Annotated in this window: 19 protein-coding genes, 1 tRNA gene and 2 pseudogenes; 5 read left to right on the top strand and 17 right to left on the bottom strand. The window is 72.6% G+C overall.

The genetic code is table 11. The features are described 5' to 3' along the window. Both AB0D31_RS01710 and AB0D31_RS01705 read left to right on the top strand, forming a co-directional pair. A complete protein-coding gene (locus AB0D31_RS01710; protein WP_362715502.1) occupies positions 1 to 729 on the top strand; it encodes a GntR family transcriptional regulator in 729 nt (242 codons plus the stop codon). A gap of 122 nt (positions 730 to 851) precedes the next feature. Further along, positions 852 to 1,049 carry a hypothetical protein gene (locus AB0D31_RS01705; protein ID WP_362715499.1) on the top strand — a complete coding sequence of 66 codons (198 nt, stop codon included), beginning with the start codon at positions 852 to 854 and terminating at the stop codon, positions 1,047 to 1,049. Positions 1,050 to 1,629: 580 nt separating this feature from the next. On the opposite strand, the gene AB0D31_RS01700 is transcribed toward AB0D31_RS01705, so the two are convergent. From AB0D31_RS01700 to AB0D31_RS01680, 5 genes and pseudogenes are all read right to left on the bottom strand, one after another. Further along, positions 1,630 to 2,643: an SGNH/GDSL hydrolase family protein gene (locus AB0D31_RS01700; RefSeq protein WP_362715496.1), complete on the bottom strand. Its 1,014-nt coding sequence runs from the start codon at positions 2,641 to 2,643 to the stop codon at positions 1,630 to 1,632. A gap of 405 nt (positions 2,644 to 3,048) precedes the next feature. Beyond that, a complete protein-coding gene (locus AB0D31_RS01695) occupies positions 3,049 to 4,842 on the bottom strand; it encodes an AMP-binding protein (RefSeq protein WP_362715493.1) in 1,794 nt (597 codons plus the stop codon). A gap of 26 nt (positions 4,843 to 4,868) precedes the next feature. After that, a complete protein-coding gene (locus AB0D31_RS01690; RefSeq protein WP_362715490.1) occupies positions 4,869 to 5,468 on the bottom strand; it encodes a lytic polysaccharide monooxygenase in 600 nt (199 codons plus the stop codon). A gap of 156 nt (positions 5,469 to 5,624) precedes the next feature. Next, positions 5,625 to 6,725: pseudogene (locus AB0D31_RS01685) on the bottom strand (SPFH domain-containing protein); the annotation flags it as partial. 272 nt (positions 6,726 to 6,997) lie between these two features. Next, on the bottom strand, positions 6,998 to 8,377 hold the full coding sequence (locus AB0D31_RS01680; RefSeq protein ID WP_362715488.1) for a peptidoglycan-binding protein: 1,380 nt from the start codon (positions 8,375 to 8,377) through the stop codon (positions 6,998 to 7,000). A gap of 191 nt (positions 8,378 to 8,568) precedes the next feature. Between AB0D31_RS01680 and AB0D31_RS01675 the strand changes: the two genes are divergently transcribed. Beyond that, a tRNA-Lys gene (locus AB0D31_RS01675) sits at positions 8,569 to 8,642 on the top strand. A gap of 208 nt (positions 8,643 to 8,850) precedes the next feature. On the opposite strand, the gene AB0D31_RS01670 is transcribed toward AB0D31_RS01675, so the two are convergent. The 4 genes from AB0D31_RS01670 to AB0D31_RS01655 form a co-directional block, all read right to left on the bottom strand. Further along, a complete protein-coding gene (locus AB0D31_RS01670; protein WP_362715485.1) occupies positions 8,851 to 9,882 on the bottom strand; it encodes a glycoside hydrolase family 6 protein in 1,032 nt (343 codons plus the stop codon). Positions 9,883 to 10,295: 413 nt separating this feature from the next. Next, complete coding sequence (locus AB0D31_RS01665) at positions 10,296 to 10,979, bottom strand: class F sortase (protein ID WP_362715482.1); 684 nt, start codon at positions 10,977 to 10,979, stop codon at positions 10,296 to 10,298. 1 nt (position 10,980) lies between these two features. Beyond that, positions 10,981 to 11,550 carry a hypothetical protein gene (locus tag AB0D31_RS01660; protein ID WP_362715479.1) on the bottom strand — a complete coding sequence of 190 codons (570 nt, stop codon included), beginning with the start codon at positions 11,548 to 11,550 and terminating at the stop codon, positions 10,981 to 10,983. Between the two features lie 114 nt (positions 11,551 to 11,664). Then, positions 11,665 to 12,444: an HAD-IIA family hydrolase gene (locus AB0D31_RS01655; protein WP_362715476.1), complete on the bottom strand. Its 780-nt coding sequence runs from the start codon at positions 12,442 to 12,444 to the stop codon at positions 11,665 to 11,667. Between the two features lie 342 nt (positions 12,445 to 12,786). On the opposite strand from AB0D31_RS01655, the gene AB0D31_RS01650 reads away from it, so the two are divergent. Both AB0D31_RS01650 and AB0D31_RS01645 read left to right on the top strand, forming a co-directional pair. Further along, positions 12,787 to 13,605, top strand: a complete 819-nt coding sequence (locus AB0D31_RS01650; protein ID WP_362715474.1) for an NAD(P)H-binding protein — start codon at positions 12,787 to 12,789, stop codon at positions 13,603 to 13,605. A 50-nt stretch (positions 13,606 to 13,655) separates the two neighbouring features. After that, positions 13,656 to 13,853: pseudogene (locus AB0D31_RS01645) on the top strand (helix-turn-helix domain-containing protein); the annotation flags it as partial. 72 nt (positions 13,854 to 13,925) lie between these two features. Here AB0D31_RS01645 and AB0D31_RS01640 read toward each other — a convergent pair. The 8 genes from AB0D31_RS01640 to AB0D31_RS01605 all read right to left on the bottom strand — a co-directional run bounded on the left by AB0D31_RS01640 (position 13,926) and on the right by AB0D31_RS01605 (position 22,024). Further along, a complete protein-coding gene (locus AB0D31_RS01640; RefSeq protein WP_362715471.1) occupies positions 13,926 to 15,026 on the bottom strand; it encodes a 2-aminoethylphosphonate ABC transporter substrate-binding protein in 1,101 nt (366 codons plus the stop codon). A gap of 165 nt (positions 15,027 to 15,191) precedes the next feature. Beyond that, positions 15,192 to 15,989, bottom strand: coding sequence for an ABC transporter permease subunit (locus AB0D31_RS01635; RefSeq protein ID WP_362715469.1), 798 nt, complete (start codon positions 15,987 to 15,989; stop codon positions 15,192 to 15,194). Next, a complete protein-coding gene (locus AB0D31_RS01630) occupies positions 15,976 to 16,908 on the bottom strand; it encodes a 2-aminoethylphosphonate ABC transporter permease subunit (RefSeq protein WP_362715466.1) in 933 nt (310 codons plus the stop codon). The genes AB0D31_RS01635 and AB0D31_RS01630 overlap by 14 nt, the downstream gene beginning before the upstream one ends. Continuing rightward, positions 16,901 to 17,980 carry an ABC transporter ATP-binding protein gene (locus tag AB0D31_RS01625; RefSeq protein ID WP_362715465.1) on the bottom strand — a complete coding sequence of 360 codons (1,080 nt, stop codon included), beginning with the start codon at positions 17,978 to 17,980 and terminating at the stop codon, positions 16,901 to 16,903. Before AB0D31_RS01625 ends, AB0D31_RS01630 begins: the two co-directional genes overlap by 8 nt. After that, positions 17,977 to 18,789: an HAD family hydrolase gene (locus tag AB0D31_RS01620; RefSeq protein WP_362715462.1), complete on the bottom strand. Its 813-nt coding sequence runs from the start codon at positions 18,787 to 18,789 to the stop codon at positions 17,977 to 17,979. Before AB0D31_RS01620 ends, AB0D31_RS01625 begins: the two co-directional genes overlap by 4 nt. A 14-nt stretch (positions 18,790 to 18,803) precedes the next feature. Further along, positions 18,804 to 19,922, bottom strand: a complete 1,119-nt coding sequence (locus AB0D31_RS01615; RefSeq protein ID WP_362715461.1) for a TIGR03364 family FAD-dependent oxidoreductase — start codon at positions 19,920 to 19,922, stop codon at positions 18,804 to 18,806. A 350-nt stretch (positions 19,923 to 20,272) separates the two neighbouring features. After that, complete coding sequence (locus tag AB0D31_RS01610) at positions 20,273 to 21,067, bottom strand: GntR family transcriptional regulator (protein WP_362715810.1); 795 nt, start codon at positions 21,065 to 21,067, stop codon at positions 20,273 to 20,275. 153 nt (positions 21,068 to 21,220) lie between these two features. Next, positions 21,221 to 22,024, bottom strand: a complete 804-nt coding sequence (locus AB0D31_RS01605; RefSeq protein ID WP_362715458.1) for a hypothetical protein — start codon at positions 22,022 to 22,024, stop codon at positions 21,221 to 21,223. Positions 22,025 to 22,183: the final 159 nt, after the last annotated feature.

Below are 22,183 nucleotides of genomic sequence, written 5' to 3'. Positions count from 1 at the left end.
ATGGGCGTTCTCAAGTACGAGCTGATCGCCGACTCTCTGCGGCAACGCATCGCGGGCGGGGAGTTCACCCCGGCGGATCTGCTGCCCTCGCAGCGCGACCTGTGTGCGCAGTGGGACGTCTCGCGCGCGACCGTGATCAAGGCCTACGACGTCCTGGTGCAGGACGGCTTGGTGGTGGCGCGGCAGGGGCAGGGGTTCCATGTCGTCCCCGCACCGCTCGCCCGTTCGGCCGGCGGCCGCAGGTCCGGCTCCAGCCGGGCGGAAACCGGCCGCGCCTTCCGGATCCTTGGCACCCCCGTGCGCGAGGTCCCGCCCGAGCGCGTCGCCGCCGCGCTCGGTCTCGCGGACGGGCAGACGGCGCTGCGCCGTGACCGGCTCATGCAACTGGCCGATGGCTTGCCCCTTACGGTGGTGCAGGCGTGGTTCCCGCTGGACATCGCCGACCAGTGTCCCCGCCTTGAGGGCACGCGGCAGATCGCCGAGGGCACCACCCGCTACGTCCTGCGCATGACGGGGCGCGGCCCCGCGCGCGGCACCGACACCAAGACGGCCCGGCTCGGCACCGCCGAAGAAGCCACCCTGTTGGAGCGGGAACGTCCGTTCGCCGTACAGACGGTGCTGCACACCGCATCGGACGCGGATGGCCGGACGATGGTGGTCGAGTACGGCGTCACGCCTGGCGACCTGTGGGAAGAGACGGAGAGCTACGCCATGGGCCAGGAGCACTGACGGCCCGTCATCAAACGGCTCTGGGTTGGAAGTCGCTCCGTGCCGCTAGACTGGACCGGTCCACCGGTCCAGTCTATGTGGTGTGGCTCACGCCACCCCACATCGTGGAAGGACCGAACGTCGTGAGCCCCACGCAATACGCGGTCGACATGGACACGAACAAGCTCGGAGAGATCATGGAGGCACACCACGGGTCGGTGTTCCTGCGGCCACCGGGCGGCGGTCGGGAGTGGGCGGTGACGTCCAGCCGGCTCCGGCCGCCGACCGCGGCGGAGTTGCGGATGGCGCGGGTCTACGGCACCCCGGTGGTGACTGGCTGATGTGGGCTCTCCCGCCACCGCCTCTCCCGGGTCTGCTCGATCGGCTGCGCGCGGTGGAGCCGACTGCCCATGCCGGATGCCGCGCATGCCGTGACTGGGGCGCGAAGCGAGAGTCGGCCCGCAGGGCCGGCGATACGGGAGCGGCCGAGGCGGCCAACGCTTCGATCGCGGGTCACCCACACATGCAGCCCGAGAGCGAGACCGAGCCCCGGGAAAGGGGATGACCCGTGGAATGGCCGCAATACGTGCGGCTGCCTGAGGCACAGCAGAGCCTGGCCCGGTCATTCCCTGGAGCCGAGGTCGATGACCTGCCGGAATACCCCACGTGTGAGCCGGACTCCCATGCTCATGGCGCCCACGTGGCACAGCTCCTCTCCATGACGCAGGATCCGGACCACGCGCTGTGGTTGGCGTGGGGCGAGGGCATCGGCATGGAGGTGCAGTGCCTCGATCTGCCCGTCCACCAGACCAACGGAGGACCTGGCGTGCTGGCTCCCGGTCGGCCACCGCGGCGGTCATGCCTGGGAGCGTTACGCATGACGTGCGGGCGCCTCGACGTCGCATCGGGCGCCCGTACGACTCAACTCACCAAGACCGACAGCACAGTCGCAGCCTGATGGTCGGCGCCCAGGCGGTTGGGGTGGAACGGGACGGCGAGGCCCGGCGGGTCGGTGGACAGGGGCGCCAGGCCCTCCACCCAGCGGGTGCCGGCGGGCGCGCAGACGTCGTGGCCGCGGCTTCCGTCGTACGTGTCGACGAAGGACGCCCCGTTCTCGACGGCGGCGTCGGCGAGCATGCCGTTCAACTCCCTGAGCCGCGCGCCGAACCAGGTCATGTCCGGGTCCTGGATCGGCACCAGGGGATAGCAGCCGCGATCGGCGGCGACTCCGGCGAGATAGTCGACGACCAGCACCGTGGCGTGCGGCGAGCGGTGCTTGATGCCGGTCAGGACGTCGGCGATCCGGGACTTGGTCTCGGCGATCCGCTGGGACATCACGTCCGTGCCGTCGGCGCGGGTGAACCGGTTGCGGCACGGGCTGCCGAGGGGGGCGGGCAGCGGGTTGAGGCAGCCCACGATGGCGGAGGCGAGGCCGATGTCGTTGCCGCCGATGCCGACGGTGACCAGATCGGTGGTGGGGGTCAGCCGGTCGAACTGGGCCGGGTTCACGCCTTGCGCGAGCAGGGGTACGCGTCCGACGTTCTGTGGCGCGGTCATCTCGGCGGTGGTCGCGCCCCCGCATGTCGCATCCCGGAACACGTCGATGTGCAGCTGGGCTGCGACCTGCTTGGGGTAGTTCCAGGTGCTCTGGGCGCAGCCGGTGGGGGCGTAGGTGGAGTCGATGCCGAGCACGGTGACGTCTGCGGACCAGGAGTCGCCCAGGGCGACGTACTCGTGAAAGCGGGGGTGCCGTCCGGCGGGGGCGGGGAGAGTCAGCGGGACTTTCGGTGCGGCGGGGGTGGTAGCGGTGACTCTGGGGGCGGCTGCGGCGGGGGTGGTAGCGGTGGCGCTGGGTGCGGCTGCGGCGGGGGTGGTGGGGAGGGTGAGCAGGGTGGCGGTGGTGGCGAGGGCGGCGAGGAGGAGGCGGGGGTTCACGGGGCCATCCACCCATTGCCGGGCGGGGGGAGGGGGGACGCTGGCCGATCGTTCACCCTCCTGCGGGACGGGGGGCTGTGGTGTTGTCGTCCCCCACCCCGCCCCTTCCCGAAACCCTGCGGGGCCTTTGGGGCGTGGGCGGTGGGGTAGCTGGTTGCGCAGTTCCCCGCGCCCCTTGAGTGCTCCGCCTTCGTCTGCGGGCCGTGCCCACGTCCCGCGCAGTTCCCCGCGCCCCGTAACTACTCGATGCCGGGCAGCATGGGCACGTTCAGCCCGTCATGGGGGTCCCCCCTGGCTTTTGAGGCCACGGGAGGAGGGTGGGCAAGCGCCCTCGGGGTCTGGGGCGGAGCCCCAGGGAGCTGCCACTCTCAAGTAGCCGCACGGGCAGCCCCGCAAGCCGCACGTTCATGTGGCCGCACAGGCAGCCCCACCCCGCCCCCCTTCCCCCCGCGCCAAGCGCCGGTACGCAGAGGACCCCGGCGGCCGCCACCACACCTCGCCGCCCGACCAGAACCCCTCCCGCCGCAGCCCCGCCCGCCACACCTTGTTCGTCGCCGTCACCGGCAACCCCGCCATCACCCGCACGAACCGCGGCGCCATCTTCGTACCCAAGTCGGGTTGGGAGGCGAGGAATTCGGCGAAGGCGAGGGGGTCGAAGGAGGTCGGGTCCGGCAGGGCGAGTGCCGCCATCACCTGGTCGCCCGTGACGGGGTCGGGCACCGCGTACACCGCCACCCCCCGCACCGGCTCCCCCGGCACCGGCTCCCACCGCGCGAGGATGTTCTCGATCATCGCGGCGGCCAGGTTCTCGCTGTCCACGCGCAGCCGGTCGTCGGCGCGCGCCGCGAAGTAGAGGAAACCGTCCGCGTCGCGGAAGAACAGGTCACCCGTCCAGTACCAGCCGCCCCGGCGCCGCTCGCTCTCCGCCTCCGGATTGCGCCAGTACCCCTCGAAGGGGTTGGGCGCCCGGTTCACCAACTCCCCTATCGCATCGGCCCCGTTGAGGAGCCGCCCCGCCTCGTCGAAGCGTGCCGTCGCGCAGTAGCGGCCCGTCTCCGGGTCGACCACCGCGAGGTCGCCGCCCGGCGCGGCCCTGCCGATCGCGCCGGGCGGTGTGCCCGGGGTGCGCTGGATCGCCGCGCCGCCCTCGGAGGACCCGTACCCCTCGACGAGCCGCACGCCGAACCGCTCGGCGAACCGGTCCGCGTCGGCCGCCCCCGCCTCCGTGCCGAACCCGGTCCGCAGGGCGTGCGCGCGGTCGTCCGGCCGCGCCGGCGTGGCCAGCACGTACTGGATCGCCCGGCCCACGTAGGTGAAGTACGTGGCACCGTACGCCCGTACGTCGTCCAGGAACCCCGACGCCGAGAAGCGGTCGCGGAGCGCCACGGTCGCGCCCGTCGTCAGGGCCGGGGCCCAGTTGGCGATCACCGCGTTGCCGTGGAACAGCGGCATGCAGATGTAGTGGACGTCGTCACGGCCGAGCGCGAAGTGGGAGGCGAGCGCCTCGCCCGCCGCGGCGAGCCGGCCCTGGGTGCAGATCGCGGCCTTGGGGGCGCCGGTCGAGCCGGAGGTGAAGTAGAGGAGGAGCCGGCTGCGCGGTCCGACCGGGCCGACCGTCGAGTCGCCCGGCGTCGCGCCCTCGTACGGGGCGAGCAGCTGCTCGTACGCCTCCGTGTCGGTCACCAGGACGCGTACGCCCGGCAGTTCGAGGCCGTCGAGCAGGGGGAGGTGGGACCGGGCGGTGACCAGGACTCCGCATGCGGTGTGCAGGATGTCGCGGGCCAGCTCGGGGCCGCGCCGGGTCGGGTTGATACCCGCCACGGCGGCCCCGGCGAGGGCCGCCGCGCTCAGCCAGAGCGGGAATTCGGGGGTGTTGTCGAGCAGCACCCCGAGGTGTGGCTCGGCACCTCGGGGCAGCAGCTCGGCGAGGAGCGCCGCCCGCGCGGCGGCGCCCGCGGCGACCTGGTGGTGGGTGAGTTCCAGGTCGCCGCAGCGCAGCGCGATCCGCCCGTCGCCCCACTGCCGCCGTATGTACGCGGCGACGGTCGGCCCGGCCCGATCCGGCGCGCCCCCGAGCGACGCGGCCTTGTGCGACACGGCCCCGCCCGACGCGCCCCCGTGTGACGCCCCGCCCGGCACGGTCCCGCCCGACGCTGCCCCGCCCGACGCCGTGGACCCGTTCCACGCCCTCTTCGTCATGGCGCCGCACGGTAGTTGATGGAGCGTCAGAACTGAACGTCCGAGCAGGCGTAGAAGGCATTGCCCGTGTCCGCGATCGTCCACACGGCGACGATCATCTGACGCCCGGTCCGGCCGGTGGGGATGGTCCCCTGGTGGGACACGGTCGCCGGGGGCTGCTTCCCGCCGTAGGGCACGGTGAGGAACGGCTGGGTGTCGAGCGCGGCCCGGGTCAGCTTCTGCGCCGGGTTCCAGCCCTGTTTGGTGAGGTAGTAACGGAAGTCCGTCGTCGCGTGGCGGGCAGTGAACTGCCAGCGGAAGGTGTACGTCTGACCACCCATCAGCTGAGTCGTGGGCCAGCCGGTGCCGCCGCGCGGGTCATCCAGTTCGGCGAACCTGCTGTTGCCGCCCGCACAGATGGTGCCGTCGGCCGGCCCGGCCGCCGGAAAGCCCTTGGGGCCCTCGACGGACTGCGGCTCCCACTGGATGTCACCGCAGTTCTTGACCGTGCCGTTGGCGCAGAGCTTCTGCCGGCTGATCGGCTGGTCGGTGTAGCCGTGGCTGCTCGCGCTGCCGGTCGCGAGCAGGGACGCGCCGGCGACGGCGAGCCCCACCACGACGGCACCGAGCCGCTGCTTCTTTCGCATGCTGACACTCCTGGAGAACGTGGGGGAGTTCCTTGGGGTGGTGCTGCACGCGTGCGGTATGTCATGTTCCGGTCTAGACCAACTACCAGCCTATGGAAGGGAGTTGACCCTGTCCAGGCTTTGGTCCAGGCCAATCCGTGAGGTACGCGGTCGTCCTCAGACGCCGTCCCCCGACCCCCGTCCCGTGTAGAACGCCACCGTGAGGTCCTTCACCAGCGCCTTGCGCTCGTACGCGTCGAGCTCCACCAGGCCCCGCGAGGTCAGCCGGTGCACCGTGTCGTCCACCGCGTCCACCACCGAGGTGAGCACCGAGTCGCGGTGCTGGGCGTCGATCGCCGCGACCCGCTGGCGGCGCATCGCCGCCGCCACCTCGGGCGCGTACTCGATCCGGGTCGGCTGCGCCGAGTACAGCTCGATACCGACCGGCTCCACCTCCGCCTTCAGCATCCGGGTCAGCGCGTCACCGACGGCCTCCGCGTTCCTGAGCGTGGGCGCGTCCTCGTGGAAGGCGTCGGCCGGGAGCTGCGAGAGCACCCGGGCCATCGCCGCCTCCACCTGCTCGCGCAGATACGTCTCGTGGTCGGCGACGGCGAGGGTCGCCCGCACGGTGTCCTTGACCCGCCACACCACGAGCACCACCACCTGGAGCGCGGTGCCGCGGGCGTCGACGGCGCCCATCGGCTCGCTGCGCCAGTGCCGCAGCCGCAGATCGACCCGGCGCCGCAGCAGCAGCGGGCTCATCCACACCAGGCCGGTGCGCCGCACGCTCCCCCGGTAGTCGCCGAAGAGCGAGAGCACCCAGGCGTAGCCGACCTGTCCGCGGTCGAGCCCGCCGAAGGCGAGGACCACCACGGTCACCCCGAGCGCGAGCAGCCCCCAGTGTTCGAGCCGGGCCCCTTGGTACGGGAACGCCGGCAGCCGCAGCAGTGAGGTGACGGCACGCGGCAGGACCCCGGCCCACCAGGTCACCGCACCGCACCCGGCGAGCGCGAGGAGCCCGGCGGCCACCGCCGCGCCGCCGGGCACCACCGGGCCGGGCCGTTCCGAGATGCACGGGTCGACCGGTGTCGCCGGCCTCGCCGGTGCGGCGACCACGGTCCGCGCGCCCGCCTGCTTGGGCGGCCGGCCCACGGCACGCGGCGCCGACGCATCGGCCGCGCGCGGCACCGGGTTGGGCCCGGTGTCGTCGCGGAACAGGAGGTGGACCGGGATCTCGGCGGTGTTCTCGTTACGGATCACCGCGACTCTGCGCCCGGCGTCAGGGGCGGAGGGGCCGACGGGGCCGACGGGGCCGACGGGGCCGGAGGTCGGGCCGGACGCCGGGGCGGAGGAGCCGACGACGACGGGGTCGGAGGCCGGGGCTCGGGGCGCCACCTGGGCCGGAGTTGGGCCCATGACCGGGGCCGCGGTGGGGGCCGGGGCATAGGCTGACACCGGGGTCGGGCCCAGAACCGGGGCCGCGGTGGGGGCCGGAGCCGGGGTCTGGGGCTGGGGCTGGGTCGGGGATTGCATGTTCGTCTGTCCCTCCATCATGCGAAGAGCCGCCGCCACGTCTCGGGGCCCGGGTAGCCGTCGGCCTCGGCGCCGCGCCAGCCCTGTGCGCGCTGGAACGCCTCGACGTTGCGCCGGTCCGCCTCGCCCCAGCTCGGCCCGGGAGCGGAGGTGTAGTACGTGCCGAAGCCCTTCAGGACGAGCTGCCGGCCGAGCCGGGTGACGTACGGACTGCTCTGTCCCGTACGGAAGACACCCAGGCCCGGATAGGCGGGCCGGGCCGTCTCCGCGCCGCCCGTGGACGCGACCGCGGGCACCGCAGCCGCGGCGACGGGCACCGCACCCGCGGCGACGGGCGGAATGTTCTTGCCGGCGCCCTGCACGAGCAGCGCCCAGGTGCGCGCTCCGGGGATCCCGTCGGCGTCGGCGCCGGTCCAGCCCTGGGCCTGCTGGAAGGCGCGGGTCGCGTTCAGGTCCGCCGTCCCCCAGCGGGGCCCCGGGCCCTGCGTGTAGAAGCGGCCGCCGCCGCGCCGCACCAGCATCTGGCCGAGCCGGGTGACGTAGCTGTTGTCGGCGCCGGGCCCGAACTTGTCCGCACCGGGGAACGCCGTACTCCCGGCGCCGGCGTCGTTGTCCCGGTCGGCTACGACGGGCACCGTGCCCGCGCTGCCCGCGGTGAGCCCCTTGTACCGGTAGGGCAGGTAACTGGCCGAGTTCTTCCAGTACGCGTACGGAGTGGCCTGCGTGCGGGTGCCGGGCGGGGTCTGCTCGTAGGCGGTGTAGTAGGTGTGCGTGCTGTCGGTCCAGCCGCCGAAGATCACCACGTGCGACCCCTTGTTGGGGTCGGCCGGGTTGTGAAAGAGCAGTATGTCCCCGGGCTGGAGCTCGTCCTTGGTCACCCGCACCCCGAACTTCGCGAGGCTGCCCGTCCATTCGTTGGTGCCGAGGTCCCACGCCATCGAGACATAGCCGGAGCAGTCCTGCCGGTACCCGTCCTTCCAGTACGCCTCCATGTCGTACGGCACGGCCGCGGCCACCCAGGCCTTGGCCCGGTTGATGATCTCGGTACGGGTGGTGGGCCGCGGCTTCTCGGGGTCCGGCGAGGCATGGCTGGGCGCGCCGTGCAGTCCACTCGTGCCGCCCTGCTCGGTGGGCGGCCCCGGGTCGGCGGCCCTGTTCGCGCCGGGGCCGTCGGGCGCCGGGATCGGGGCGGCCGCTGCCACCGTGCCCGCGCCGAGCACCATCGAGGCCGCCGTCGCCGCGACCAGCGCGCGGCGGGCGCCGCCATGCGCCGCGGGAAGGCCGCCGTCGCGCACCGGGAGCAGCCGCAGCCGCCGCCCGTCGGCGCACCCGGCGCAGCCGCACCCGGCCGTGGGCTCATAGTCCTCGAACACCGGTCCGGGTGTACTCGCTTCCATCCGCTGCCCCTCGTTCGTTCCGCCATCGGAGACTTCGGCGATCGTTACCGCGCCTTCACGCGCAGGACAGCGTGTGTACTGCCCAAACTCGTCACATTTTGACCGATTGATACCGATAAAACGAACATCTGACAGCGTGGCGCTGGTCAAAACCACCCTCAGGAGTCCGGTAAAGTTTTCCGAGTCAGCAGGCGCCGCTAGCTCAGTTGGTTAGAGCAGCTGACTCTTAATCAGCGGGTCCGGGGTTCGAGTCCCTGGCGGCGCACGCACCACCGAGGCCCCCTCGCCCAGCGCGAGGGGGCCTCGGTGGTTCCCGCAGCCAGGTCGCGGGCGCGGGCATGTCAGCGGTTCTCGCCCGCGAGAGCCAGGACGTGTCGACGGTGCCGCCCAGCGCGAGCGAGGGCGTGTCAGCGGTGCCGCCCAGCGCGAGCGAGGGCGTGTCAGCGGGTGCCGTCCGCGCGAGCCGGGGCGTGTCAGCGGGAGTTGCCCGCGAGAGCCAGGGCGTATTCCGGCCACCACTTGCCCGCCGGGGGGCCGCCCTTGCAGGGGCCGTCCGACTCCCCCGGGCGTTTCGCCCACACATAGGCATCGACCGGGCCGCCCCCCGTGTCCGTCGTCGGGCGTTCGCCGAGCGCGCGGCCGGGCGGATTGCACCACCTCTCCGCCGGGTCGCCCTCGGTGTACGGGCCGTTGCCGTTGCGGCTCGTGTCGATCACGAAGTGCTTGCCGCCGACCTTCGCGGAGAGGTGCTCGCCGAACTCCCGGCTCGTTCGCGTCGTCTGGAAGTTGGACACGTTGACCGCGAACCCGTCGGCGCCCGCGATGCCCGCCCGCCGCAGCGGTTCGTCCAGGGCGTCGGGCGAACGCCATCCCGCGTTCCCCGCGTCCACGTACACCTTCGTCGCGGGCTGTCGCTTGAGCCGCTCGACGGCGCCCTTCAACAGCGCGTACCGCGCCTCGCGGAACTCGGCCGGAGTGCAGCCGTCGACGACGTGGAGCAGCGCGTCCGGTTCCAGGACGATCGCGGCGGGGCGCTCGCCGATCCCCCGGGCCACCTGGTCGACCCAGCCGCGGTAGGCGTCGCCGTCGGGGGCGCCGCCCCGGGAGAACTGGCCGCAGTCGCGGTGCGGGATGTTGTACAGGACGAGCAGCGCCGTCCGGCCCGCCTTCGTCGCGGACTCGGTGTAACCGCGGACCCTGCCTTCGGGATCCTCCCCGGCGATCCACTCACCCGCCGGCTGCTCGGCGATCTTCCTGATGAGGGCGGCCTTCTCACCGTCCCCGGCCCGCGTGTACGCGGCGAGCTGACGCGCGGCGTTGGTGTCGGGGTCCACCCAGAACGGACTGGTGGACGACGCCGGCTGGGCGAGCCCGGACGGCGCCGCGCTCTCACCCGCCTGGGCGTCACGGCCTCCGCCGCCGCTGCCGCACCCCGCGGCGAGCAGCGCCATCGCGAGGGCCGGCACCCGGACCCGTACTCCTGCACTTGCCCAACTCCCGTACATACGCTGCCCCTTGGCCCCGTTTCGTACCCGCACGTCCGTGTCGTCCCGGCCGCCGCGGGGGTTCCGGTGTGGCCTTCCAGGACCGGTGCGTCCACCGGTCGACTTGGCGTCATCCGGGCCTAGGCCCGTGGCGCGCGGCGGTTCTAGAGTGGTGTGGCCGGTCTCCGCATCGGCCGCCCCCCGGCCATCCGGCCGCACTGAACCTCCCGCGGCGGTGCCGGACTTCTCCCGCGGCCCGCGCACCGGCGGTCGAGGACCGGCCCGGCCGGCGGTTCCGGGGAAAGCGGGCCATCGGCCGGGCCAGGTGCGGGGCGGGCGCGCGGTGTGGAGCTCGGGACCGTGAACCCGCGGGTGCGTGGCGCGGGGTTCGGGACCGTGGACCGAACCGTGACCGGGCCGACCCGGGGTGGCGGTCAGGGCTTTCGCGGCGTTGAAGGGGCCGGGTCCCTCGCGTCGGTGAGATAGGCCGAGACGACCACGTTCGCGGTGTACGCCTTCGTCGCGCGGTCGTACGTTCCGCCGCAGGTGATCAGGCGCAGCTCGGCGCGGCCACGCCGGCGTGACCCGTACACCTTCGCCGCGTCGAAGTGTTTGCGCGGGAAGACCTGGACATCGTCGATGGTGAACTCGGCGACCGTGCCGTCGTCCCCGGTCACCTTGATCCGTTCGCCGGGGCGTACCGCGCTCAGACCGTAGAACACGGCCGGTTTGCTCTGGGTGTCCACGTGTCCGACGAGCAGGGCGGCTCCCGCCTGGCCGGGCCGGGCCCCGCTGTCGAACCAGCCGACCGTGCCGGGCTGTGCGAAGGGCGGCGGATCGACCGCGCCGTCGGCGTCGAGGCCGCGCGGCACGACGGGCGCCGCGATGCCTATGGACGGTATCTCCACGCGCTGCGGCGCCGCGCCCTTGAGCGGGTCGTGCGCGGGCGGCAGCGGCACACCGAGCGGGCGGCCGACGGCCGCGATGTCGCCCGTGGTCGGCGCCGACGTACTGCCGGTGCCGCCGGAGACGTCCCGCCCCCACAGCCACAGGCCCAGCAGCAGCACCGCCCAGGCGAGCCCGGTGACGAACCGCCCGCTGCCGCGCGCCGACGACATGTCAGTCGCCGCCGCGCCGACGGCGTACGCTGCGCGACGCCACGGCGACCGCCGCGACCGCTGCGAGCGCCAGGCCGATCACCGCGTGCCGGGTGCCGGGGCCCTCTTCCTTGGCCTCGTCGGCGGCGAGCGTCGCCGCACCGCCGCCGCCCGCGTGCACGGGCCGGTACGGGGTGGGCCTGCCGTGGTCGTTGTCGTGGTCGTGGTCACGGCGGTCGCCGTGCACGACGGTGAGCCGGCCGCTCGCCTTGCCGTGGCTGTCCTTGCAGGTGACCCAGATGTCGTAGTCACGGTCCTGGGCGTCCGAGCGGATACGGGCCTGGGCGTAGAGGCCGCCGTCGGCGGCGGGTGTGAAGCGGGCCTCCGAGACGAAGGCGTCCGATGAGCCGACCGCCTCGCGGCCGCTGCACACGCTGACCCTCAGATCCACCTCCCCGCCGGGGGCCGTGGTGCCAGGGGTCACCCGCACCGATCCGTGCGGCTCGGACTCGGCCACCGCGGGGGACGCGGGCAGCACGGTCAGGGCGGCGGCCGCCACGGCCGCACAGAGTGTCATGGGACGGATGCGCATCGTGAACCTCCTGCGACCGAGCCTCTCGGGTGAGGCCCGGTTCCGCATCCCGGGAGGCCGGAGCGTTCCGCCGGACGGGCGCACGACACGCCCGCCCACGGGGACCGGTGAAGGTCAGATCAGCTTCACCAGATCGGCGATCGAGTCGACGATCTTCGAGGGCCGGAAGGGGTACGACTCCACGTCGTCGGGCCGGGTCAGACCGGTCAGGACCAGGAAGGTCTGCATGCCCGCCTCAAGTCCCGCGAGGACGTCGGTGTCCATCCGGTCGCCGATCATGGCGCTCGTCTCGGAGTGCGCGCCGATCGCGTTGAGGCCGGTACGCATCATGAGCGGGTTGGGCTTGCCCGCGAAGTAGGGCTTCTTGCCGGTCGCCTTGGTGATCAGCGCGGCCACCGCGCCGGTGGCGGGCAGCGGGCCCTCCTGGCTCGGCCCGGTCTCGTCCGGGTTGGTGCAGATGAACCGGGCGCCGCCGTTGATCAGCCGGATCGCCTTGGTGAGCGCCTCGAAGCTGTAGGTGCGGGTCTCGCCGAGCACCACGTAGTCCGGCTCGTGGTCCGTCAGGACGTACCCGATGTCGTGCAGCGCGGTGGTGAGTCCCGCCTCGCCGATGACGTACGCGGTGCCGCCGGGCCGCTGGTCGTCGAGGAACTTCGCGGTGGCGAGCGCGGAGGTCCAGATGTTCTCGACGGGCACGTCGAGCCCCATCCGCATCAGGCGGGCGTGCAGGTCGCGGGGGGTGTAGATGGAGTTGTTGGTCAGGACGAGGAAGGGACGGCCCGACTCCTTGAGCGTCTTGAGGAAGGCGTCCGCACCGGGGATGGGGGTGCCCTCGTGGATGAGGACACCGTCCATGTCGGTGAGCCAGGATTCGATCGGCTTGCGCTCTGCCATGGGTGCGGACTCCTGCGTTCTGCGCGGTCTTCTCGCGCTGATGAGCGATCAGCTGGGGACGCCGGCGCACCGCACTGTGCGTTGCCGACGCCCTTAGCCTAGTCAGCTCCCGCCCCTCACGACCCGGCCGCTCACGGTTCAGCTGCCGGTGGGGACGTCCGCACATTCCGCGGCCACGGAGCGAGGACTGCCGGTGGGTACGCCCGCACCTCCCGCGACCCCGGGCCGAAGGGAATCCCGGCATCCAGGAGGACTGCCGGACAGGGGCGTACGGACGCACGCGTATGGAGCTGAGAGCCCTGGCCATGGCCGGTCTGGCGGGGGCTGGACTTGACTGCGCCCATGACTTCGAAAACACAGATCCCGCTCGTCATCGGCGGCCACGGCAAGACCGGCCGTCGGGTCGCCCGAAGACTGTCCGCCCGGGGCCTCCGGGTCCGGATCGGGTCCCGCAGGGGTGAGCCCCTCTTCGACTGGAACGAGCCCGCCACGTGGGTGCAGGCCCTGGAGGGTGTGGACCGGGTGTACGTGACCTACCACCCCGACCTCGCCTTCCCGGGGGCGGCCGAGCGGATCGGCGCATTCGCCGAGGTGGCCGTGGCGCACGGTGCGGGCCGCCTCGTACTGCTGTCAGGACGCGGCGAAGAGGCCACCGAGGCGAGCGAGGACCGCCTCAAGGCATCCGGCGCCGACTGGACCATCGTGCGGTCCAGTTGGTTCAACCAGAACTTCTCCGAGAGCTTCTTCCACGACTCCGTCCTCGCCGGAGAGATCGTCCTGCCGACGGGGGACGCCGTGGAGGCTTTCGTCGATGCCGACGACATCGCCGACGTCGTGGTGGCGGCGCTGACCGACGACAGGCACATCGGAAGGACCTACGAGCTGTCCGGCCCACGACTGCTCAGTTACGGCGACGTGGCGGCCGAGCTCTCCCGGGCCATCGGGCGCGAGATCAGGTACACGTCGGTCGGCTCCGAGGAGTACCGGACGCTGCTGCGCGGGCACGGCCTCCCCGAGGAGTTCGCCGACCTGTTCACCACGATTCTCGACGGACGCAACGCCCACCTGGTGCATGGTGTGCAGGAGGCACTGGGACGCGAACCCAAGGACTTCGCGGTCTTCGTCCGCGAGGCGGCTGCAGCCGGAGTCTGGAACACCTGAGGCGGCCGGCACCACGGCGACGAGGGATGAGGGGAGAGGGGAGAGGGGTCGACCTGCTGCGGGAGTCGGACGCCACCATCGCGACGGTGGCCCGGCGGGTCGGCTACAGCTCCGCCTTCGCCCTCTCCGCGGCGTTCAAGCGTGTCCGTGGCATCAGCCCCCAGGAGTTCCGCGCGGGCACCACCCCCGCCGTCCCCGCGCGGACCGGGCCGCCGCCCCGCACCGTCGTTCTGACCACACTCGCGTGACCCGGCGCCGGGCCGTGACGGAGGCCCGGCCCACCATGGGCGGTGAGCGGGGCCTTCGTCACGGCGGGGCGGTCAGCTACCGGTGGCCGTCTTCCACGCGTCGACGTACTTCGGCAGGTTCTTCGAGATGTCCATCCAGTCGGGCTGGAAGACGTCGACTTCCTGCATCAGTGTGCCGAGCGCGACCGCGTTGGGGTCGGTGGCCTTGATGTCGGCGCGCGCCGCGAAGCCGCCGCCGATCTCGCTGACCTGCTTCTGCGCCTGCTCGCTCAGCATGTAGTCGAGGAGCTTCTTGCCGTTGGCGCTGTGCGGGGCCTTGCTGACCAGGCCGGCCGCGTACGGCAGCGCGAAGGACGACGGCTTGGTGCCGCTCGTGGTGCCGGGGAACCAGATGCCGAGGTTGGGCATGGTCTTGGCCTGCGCGTGGTTCATCTGCACATCGCCGTTGGCGGCGAGCAGCTCGCCCTTGTCGACCTTGGGCGCGAGCTTGCCGGTGGAGGCGGACGGGCCGACGTTGTTGGCCTGGAGCTTGCGCAGGTACTCCATCGCGGCCTCCTTGCCGCCGAAGTCGTGCATGGCCTTGATGACGAGCGCGGTGCCGTCGCCCGCGACGCCCGGCGTGGAGTACTGGATCTTGTTCTTGTACTTGGCGCCCAGGAGGTCCTCCCAGTTCTTGGGGACCTGCTTGAGCTCCTTCTTGTTGTAGATGAACCCGAAGTAGTTGTTGACGACCGAGGTCCAGGTGCCGTCCGGCGACTTGGCTCCGCCGTCGACCTTGTCGGCGTTGGCAGGCACGTACTTCTGGAGCAGCCCCTTGTCCTCGGCCTGCTGGATGAACGGCGGCAACGTGACGAGCACGTCGGCCTGGGTGTTGGACTTCTCGCGGACGGCGCGCTGCACCATCTCGCCGGAGCCGCCCTCGACGTACTTGACCTTGACGCCGGTCTTCGCCTCGAAGTCCTTGAAGACCTGGTCGTACCAGCCGTCGCCCTTCTCGCCCTTGAGTCCGTCGGCGCTGTACACGGTGACGGTCTTCGCGCCGGAGTCGGCCGAGGAGTCGCCGCCGCAGGCGGAGAGCGTGGCGGCGAGTACGAGGGCGCCGGTGACGGCGGCGATCGGCTTGACCGTGGCGCGGGCGACGGTGGGGACGTGGGTGCGGGTGTTTCTGTGCATGACGTTCGGGGCTCCTGGATTGTGGGGCGGTGAGGGGCGATGAAAGGGCGACGAAAGGGGGCGCGGGACGGCGGAGGGGAAGGGCGGCGCGGGACGGCGGAAGAGGGCCGCGCGCCGGCGCAGAAGCGGCGCGGGTCAGCGGAAGGAGACTCGGGTCGGCAGAAGTCAGCGGAAGGAGGCGCGGGTGCGGATGCGGGAGACGGCGAGCAGGACGAGCAGCGTCGTGCCCATGAGGACCACGGCGACGGCGGCGCCCGTGAAGAGCGAGCCGCGGTCGGTCGCCGCGAAGATCTGCACCGGCAGCGGCGTCCAGTCCGGCGGGTAGAGCATCATCGTGGCGCTCAACTCGCCCATGGACAGGGCGAAGCAGAGCCCTGCGGCCGCGGTCAGGGACGGCAGCAGCAGGGGCAGTTTCACCCGCCACAGGACCGTGGCCGGGCGGGCGCCCAGGCTGGCGGCGGCCTGCTCGTACATCGGGTCGAGCCGCACGATGGCAGCCGCAACCGACTGGTAGGCGAACGCCATGACAAGAACGGTGTGCGCCAGGATCACGATCCAGCGCGTCCCGTTGAGCAGCACCGGCGGCTTGGAGAACGCGACGAGCACACCGAGCCCGACGACCACCGACGGCACGGCGACCGGCAGCACGAACAGGGCGTCCATCACCCGCCGTCCGCCCTTCTTCAGGGCGGCCGCCGCGAGCGCGGCCCACGCGCCGACCGTCAGCGCGATGACGCTCGCCGCGAGCGCGGTGACCAGGCTGGTGGTGAGCGCCTGGAGGGAGTCACCGGTGGTCGCCGCCGTGTAGTGGGAGGCGGTGAACCCGGAAGGGAAGGCGCCCGACCAGTTCGTCGCGAACGACGCCGCCACGATGACGAGCAGCGGCAGCGCGAACACCGGCAGGAACAGGACGAAGAAGACGGTCCAGGTGGCCCGGCGGCCGCCCCGGCTATGCACCAACACGACGGCTCACCACCCGGTAGAGGCCGTAGAGGCCCACGGAAATCACGATGTTGACGACGGCGACGACACAGGCGGCCGGATAGTCCGACTCCAGGATCGCCTTGCTGTAGACGAGCATCGGCAGCGTGGTGACGCCTTTCGCGCCGGTGAACAGCACGATCCCGAACTCGTTGAGGCACATCACCAGGACCAGCGCGCCGCCGGCCGCGAGCGCGGGCAGCGCCTCGGGCAGGATCACCTGCCGTACGATCCTGGCCGGCCGCGCCCCGAGCGAGGACGCCACCTCCAGCTGTGCGGTGTCCAGTTGGGAGAACGCGGCGAGCAGGGGCCGCATCACGAACGGTGTGAAGTACGTGATCTCCGCGAGCAGCACGCCCCACGGTGTGGTCAGGAACTGGAACGGTCCGCTGTGTGCGCCGGTGACGTCCGTCCACACCCCGTTGGCCATGCCGACCGTGCCGTAGACGAACAGCAGGGCGAGCGTGATCAGGAAGGACGGGAAGGAGAGGAAGACGTCGATGAACTTCGCGACGGCCTTACCGCCGGGGAACGGTACGAAGGCGATGACCAGGGCGAGGACGAATCCGAGCACGAGGCATCCGACGGTCGCCCCGACCGCGAGCCAGACGGTGGTGCCGAGCGCGTCCCGGAACGCGGCCGACCCGAAGACGTCGGCGTAGGGCTGGAGGGAGGTTCCCCCCGAGTCCGGCGAGAAGGACTGCTGTACGACGAGGGCGAGGGGGTAGAGGAAGACGGCGCCGAGGACGAGGACTGGGCCCAATGCCCATACCAGGGCGGGTACTTGACGGCTCCGGGCGCCCTGCCGCCGCGGCTGCCGCGGCCGGTCGGCCGGCCGGGCCGCACGGGTGGGCGCGGACCCCGGCGCCGGATCACTTCGCAGCACCGCGCCCCTAGCCACCCGACACCCCCGCGCCGAGCAGCACCGCGTCCTCGCGGGCGAAGTGCACGGTGACCTCGTCTCCGAGCGCCGGGGTGGTGCGCAGCTCCCGTACGTCCGCCTTCACCTGGTGGCCGCCGACATCCACGTACAACCGGTGGGTGGCACCGCGCCACTGCACTTCGGCGATCCTGCCGCGCAGCGCGTTGGGTCCCGCGCCGAGCCCGACGAGGTGCGGGCGGACACACAGGGTGGCCATCGCCCCCTGGGCTGCCCGGCCGGTGGCGACGGACAGTTCGGTCTGGCCGAACAGGACGGACCCCGCGCCCACCCGGACCGGAAGGAGGTTCGCGTTGCCGACGAACGACGCCGTGAACTCCGTACGGGGCCTGCGGTACAGGTCCTGCGGGGTTCCGCAGTCCTGGAGGCGGGCCCGGTCCATGACGGCGATACGGTCGGCGAGGGTGAGCGCTTCGATCTGGTCGTGCGTGACGTACAGGATGGTCACGTCGGGCAACTCGCGGTGCAAGCGCGCCAGTTCGGCGAGCATGCCGGAGCGCAGCTGGGCGTCGAGTGCGGAGAGCGGTTCGTCGAGGAGGAGGACGCCGGGGCGGATGGCGAGCGCGCGGGCGATGGCGACGCGCTGCTGCTGGCCGCCGGAGAGCTCGCGCGGATACCGCTTGGCGTAGCCGTCCATGCCGGTCATGGCGAGGGCTTCGGCGACCCGGGCGGGCATCTCGCCGCGGGGAACCTTCTGCGCCCGCAGCCCGAACGCCACGTTGTCCTCGACCCGCAGGTGCGGGAAGAGCGCGTACTGCTGGACGACCATGCCGATGCCGCGCCGGTGCGGCGGCAGGGGGGTCACGTCGCGGTCGCCGATGAACACCCGCCCGGCGGCCGGCTGGACGAACCCGGCGACGGCCCGCAGCGCGGTGGTCTTGCCCGACCCCGAGGGGCCGAGCAGCGCCATGACCTCGCCGGGTTCGACGGTCAGGTCGAGCGAGTCGAGGACGACGGTGCCGTGGTAGGCGACGGTGACGCCGTCGAAGCGGATGCCGCCGCGGGACGCGTCCCGCGCGGGGCCGCCGCTCACTCGGCTGCCTCCAACTCCGCTATGAGGTCGGGCAGTTCGGCGATGGAGCCGAGAACGTGGGTCGCGCCCGCAGCCGCGAGGTCCTCGTGCCCGTGGGCGCCGGTCAGCACACCCGCGACGACGCCGGCCCCGGAGCGTACGCCGCTGAGCATGTCGTACGAGGTGTCGCCCGCGACGGCGATGGAGCGCACCGAATCGACGGCGCCGGTACGCAGGAACGCGCTGAGCACCATGTCGGGGTAGGGGCGGCCACGGCCGCCCGCGTCGGCCGGGCACAGGGTGAGCGGGACGAGGTCCTGCCAGCCGAGCGCGGCGAGGATCGCGTCCTGGGTGACCCGGGCGAAGCCGGTGGACAGCACCACGGTGCGGCCTTCGGCGGTGAGCCGCTCGACGGCCTCGCGGGCACCCGGTACGGGCGCGATGAGCCCGCCGTCGACGAGCGTCCCGTACGCCTCCTCGAAGGCGGTGTTGGCGGTCTGTGCCTTGGTCTCGTCGCCGAAGAGGTGCCGGAAGACGGAGATCTTGGACTCGCCCATGGTGGCGCGGACGTAGTCGAGCATGGTGGCGTGCTCGGCGGAGCCCTCCTCCACTCCGAGGCGGTCGGCGGCGCGCGCGAAGGCCCGCTCGACGAGGCCGCCGTCGGCGACGGTGGTACCCGCCATGTCGAGCACGATCAGGTTGTACGGGTGCGCGGTGGGCGTCGGGGTGGACGGCTCCGGGGTGGACGGCTTCGCGGTGGCCGACACTGCGGCGGACGACTTCGCGGCAGTCGACTTCGCGGTGGCCGACTCTGCGGCGGTCAACTTCATGATGGTCAACTCCCTTACCAGTTCAGCTCGTTGGCGGTCTGCTCGGCGATGGCGGGCGAGCACGTCATGCCGCGTCCGCCCGGCCCGGTCACCAGCCAGACGCCGTCCCGCACCTGCTGACGGTGGACGACGCGGGTGGTGTCGGTGCACTGGGCGTAGACCCCGGCCCAGCGGCGCTGGATCGCGGGCAGCGGCCGGCCGAGGTAGGACTCGACGACCCGGACCAGGTGGTCGTACGGCTCCTCGACCACGTCGAAGGCGAAGGGGTGCTCGTACTCGTGAGTGTCGCCGATGGTCAGGCCGCCGTCCGCGCGCTGCACCATGAGGAGCTGCATCTTGTGCGCGGCCGCGGTCGGGTCCTGGGCCTGCCCCGCGTTGAGCGCGTCGAGCGCCTCACCGGCGTACGCCGGGTAGTAGCGGAAGCTGTCGGGGTCGGCGACGGAGGTGGTCAGCGGCTCGCCGAGCGGCGCGGTCTGCATCATCTGGAGGCGTACGCGGCGCACGGGCAGGCCGGGGGCGAGCTCGCGCACGAGCCCGCCGAGCGATGCGCCCGTGCACAGGATCACGGTGTCGCCGGTGTGCACGTCGCCGTGGTCGTCGCGGACGGCGCCTTCGCCGGCCTCGCGCACTTCGCGGCCACCCAGGAAGGTGTACCGCCCGGACGCCAACAGCTCCGCTTTCAGGGCGAGTTGTGCGGTACGGGGTTCAACGGCGGCGTCACGCTCACACCACAGGGCGGCGGTGAAGTCGCCGCGCAGAGCAGGGTTGAGGGCGCGGGCCTCGTCGGCGGTGAGCAGCTTGTAACCGCGGGCGGCGGCGTCCTGCCTGGCCAACGCGGCTTCGGCTACGCCGAGTTCGAGACCGGTACGGAGGGGGGTGAGCGAACCGTTGGGCCGGAAGCCGACCCCGGGGACGCGCTTGCCGATCCCGTCCCAGAGCTCGCGGGCACGCAGCGCGGTGTCCAGCTCCGCGCCGCCCGCGCGGCCACTGACCCATATCTGGCCGAAGTTGCGAAGGGAGGCTCCGCGGGCCTCGCTCTCGCGCTCGATGTGTACGACCTCGTGGCCGCGTTCCACTGCGTGCCAGGCGTGCATGGTTCCCACCACGCCGGCTCCAACGACGATGACTCTCACAGCGGCAACGGTCGTGGGGGCGGGTGTCGCCTGCCGGTCCGCCCGGCGACACCCCGGTGAACGGGCCGCCAAGCTTGGCCTAGACCCGTTATGCATCCGTGACCTGACGATCCCGCCCGGTCCGCACCGGATGCCCTACCGCTGCACGGGCAATGGGCTCGACGTCTCGACATCGGATGCCCTACCACTGCGCGCGCAATGGGCTCGACGTCTCGGACATCGGGTGCCCTACAGGGGCGCGGGGAACTGCGCGACCGGCCACACGCGGCCCGCGGGCGACAACGGGTTCAGGGCGGCCGAGGGGGCCGGGCCGCCCGGCATCCAAGGGGCACGGGACGCCGGGCCGGCGGTCAGCGCGCCGTGCCGCCCAGGTGGGTCGTGAAGGAGAACCGGTCCCCCCGGTACAGCGTGCGGACCCGCTCCAGCGGGGCACCCGACGCGTCCCGCGACACCCGGTGGATGAGCAGCATCGGCAACCCCGGCGGCGTACCGATGAGCAACGCCTCCCGCGGAGTCGCCAGCACCGTCTCGATGCGTTCGTCGACACCGCCGAGGGTCACACCGAGCCGGTTGCGCAGATACGCGTAGAAGGAGGAGTCCGGGGCGAACTCGCGGTCCAGGTCCGGCATGCGGGCCACCGCCGCGTACGTGCTCTCCAGCCCCACCCGCTCCTCGTCCGCGAGCAGCACCCGCTCCATGTGCCAGACCGGCTCCCCGCGCCGCAGCCCCGTCTCGTCGGCGAGCGCGGGCGGGCAGGGGAAGCGTTCGAGGGTGATGAGATGGCGCCCCGGCGTACGGCCCTGGCGGCGCACCCCCTCGGTGTAGCTGGCCAGCGACAACGGCTGTTCCAGCTTGGGCCCCGCCACCACCGTGCCCCGGCCCTGGCGGCGCAGCCTCCCTTCGAGGATCAGCTCGCGCAGCGCCTGGCGTACCGTCTCGCGGGCCACCTCGTACCGCAGCGCCAGGTCGCGCTCGGTCGGCAACAGCCCGCCCTCTCCCAACTCGTCGACCAGCAGCGTCAGTTGAGCCTTGACGGCATAGTACTTGGGGATGCGCCCGTGCTCGGGGATACCGGAGCGGACGGGGGCGCCGGGCGCCTGGTTCTCCGGGTAGCCGAGCAGGGAGTCGTTCGGGGAGCCGTTCATGGACCCGTTCATGGAGTCGTTCATGGAGTCGTTCGGGGGAGCCACGGGGTCGATGCTCGCACGGCCAGGTGAACACCCGGCGTCCCCCCGGCGCCGCCCCGGTAAGGGCGCCGACGAGGGCTGGGCCGGGACCGGGCAGGGGCCGGAACCGCCTCAGCGGTCCCGCAGCCTCCGCGCCCCGGCCAGCAGCGTCCCGCCCGCGGCGAGCAGGACGGCCGCGGCGACACCGAGGGCGGTGAGCGCGCCGCCCCCGCCCGTCGCGGCGAGCTCGGTGTCCAGCTCGTGCAGCAGATCGCCCTCGTCCACGACGTCGAAGCGGTACTCGCCCGACTCCCCCACCCACTGCCCTGCGCCACCCCGGCGCTGCACGATCGCGGCGGTCGCGGTGATCGGGCCGGGCACGGTGTCCGCGGTGAAGCCGAGCCGCACCCGCACGGTGAGGGTCCGGCCCGCCCCGACGACGAACCCCGGGAAGCCGTCGTCGAAGACGCCGATGTGCTCGTCCTCGTCGGTCTTGATGAACGGCACGGGATGGCTGCGCCCGGTGGCCGGGTCGTCGAACTCCATCCGCAGCTGCGCGTTGTTCAGGGTGCGGTCCCGGTCGACCAGGACGAGGACCGGGTGGATGCCGTCGCAGGGCCGGTCCGAGGTGTTGGTGAGGTCGAGCGACCACTCCTCGCTTCCGCCACCGGGGACGTACTCCTCCGGCCCGCCCTCGACCTTCGTGTCCAGCGGAAACGCCGAGCCGGTCCGCAGCTCGCACACGGACGGCTTCTCGGCGAGCGGCGGGGCGACGGGCCGCATGGCGACGACCGGCTTGCGCGGCGCGACATCGTGACGCCCGTGCGGGAGCCCGCCGTCGTCGGCCGCGGCGACCCCAGCGAGCGGCGTGACCGTCGCGGCGGCCACCACGGTGACGAGGGCGGCCAGGGCGACAGGGGCGGTGCGCAGTCGCATGCGGGACCTTTGCTGCTCGCGGCGTTGGCTCGGCGGCCGCCGCCGTCCGGAGTGTCTCGGAACCCTCCGGCCGGCCGCGGCCGTGGCACGCGAGCCTGCCACGCACCCGCCCCGCGCCCCGCCCGACGCGGCCCCAGCACGCCCTCGGGCCCGGTAAGA

This window comes from Streptomyces sp. NPDC048361 (genome assembly GCF_040651795.1).
Classification (GTDB): domain Bacteria; phylum Actinomycetota; class Actinomycetes; order Streptomycetales; family Streptomycetaceae; genus Streptomyces.
Note: the sequence above shows the minus strand (reverse complement) of the source record. Positions and strands in the feature narration are given on the sequence as shown.

What these genes read in the sequence shown, in the direction of transcription:
- AB0D31_RS01710 (WP_362715502.1), top strand. Translation starts at nt 1, where the DNA reads ATGGGCGTTCTCAAGTACGAGCTGATCGCCGACTCTCTGCGGCAACGC.
- AB0D31_RS01695 (WP_362715493.1), bottom strand. Translation starts at nt 4,842, where the DNA reads ATGACGAAGAGGGCGTGGAACGGGTCCACGGCGTCGGGCGGGGCAGCG.
- AB0D31_RS01690 (WP_362715490.1), bottom strand. Translation starts at nt 5,468, where the DNA reads ATGCGAAAGAAGCAGCGGCTCGGTGCCGTCGTGGTGGGGCTCGCCGTC.
- AB0D31_RS01680 (WP_362715488.1), bottom strand. Translation starts at nt 8,377, where the DNA reads ATGGAAGCGAGTACACCCGGACCGGTGTTCGAGGACTATGAGCCCACG.
- AB0D31_RS01670 (WP_362715485.1), bottom strand. Translation starts at nt 9,882, where the DNA reads ATGTACGGGAGTTGGGCAAGTGCAGGAGTACGGGTCCGGGTGCCGGCC.
- AB0D31_RS01665 (WP_362715482.1), bottom strand. Translation starts at nt 10,979, where the DNA reads ATGTCGTCGGCGCGCGGCAGCGGGCGGTTCGTCACCGGGCTCGCCTGG.
- AB0D31_RS01660 (WP_362715479.1), bottom strand. Translation starts at nt 11,550, where the DNA reads ATGCGCATCCGTCCCATGACACTCTGTGCGGCCGTGGCGGCCGCCGCC.
- AB0D31_RS01655 (WP_362715476.1), bottom strand. Translation starts at nt 12,444, where the DNA reads ATGGCAGAGCGCAAGCCGATCGAATCCTGGCTCACCGACATGGACGGT.
- AB0D31_RS01650 (WP_362715474.1), top strand. Translation starts at nt 12,787, where the DNA reads ATGACTTCGAAAACACAGATCCCGCTCGTCATCGGCGGCCACGGCAAG.
- AB0D31_RS01640 (WP_362715471.1), bottom strand. Translation starts at nt 15,026, where the DNA reads ATGCACAGAAACACCCGCACCCACGTCCCCACCGTCGCCCGCGCCACG.
- AB0D31_RS01620 (WP_362715462.1), bottom strand. Translation starts at nt 18,789, where the DNA reads ATGAAGTTGACCGCCGCAGAGTCGGCCACCGCGAAGTCGACTGCCGCG.
- AB0D31_RS01610 (WP_362715810.1), bottom strand. Translation starts at nt 21,067, where the DNA reads ATGAACGGCTCCCCGAACGACTCCCTGCTCGGCTACCCGGAGAACCAG.
- AB0D31_RS01605 (WP_362715458.1), bottom strand. Translation starts at nt 22,024, where the DNA reads ATGCGACTGCGCACCGCCCCTGTCGCCCTGGCCGCCCTCGTCACCGTG.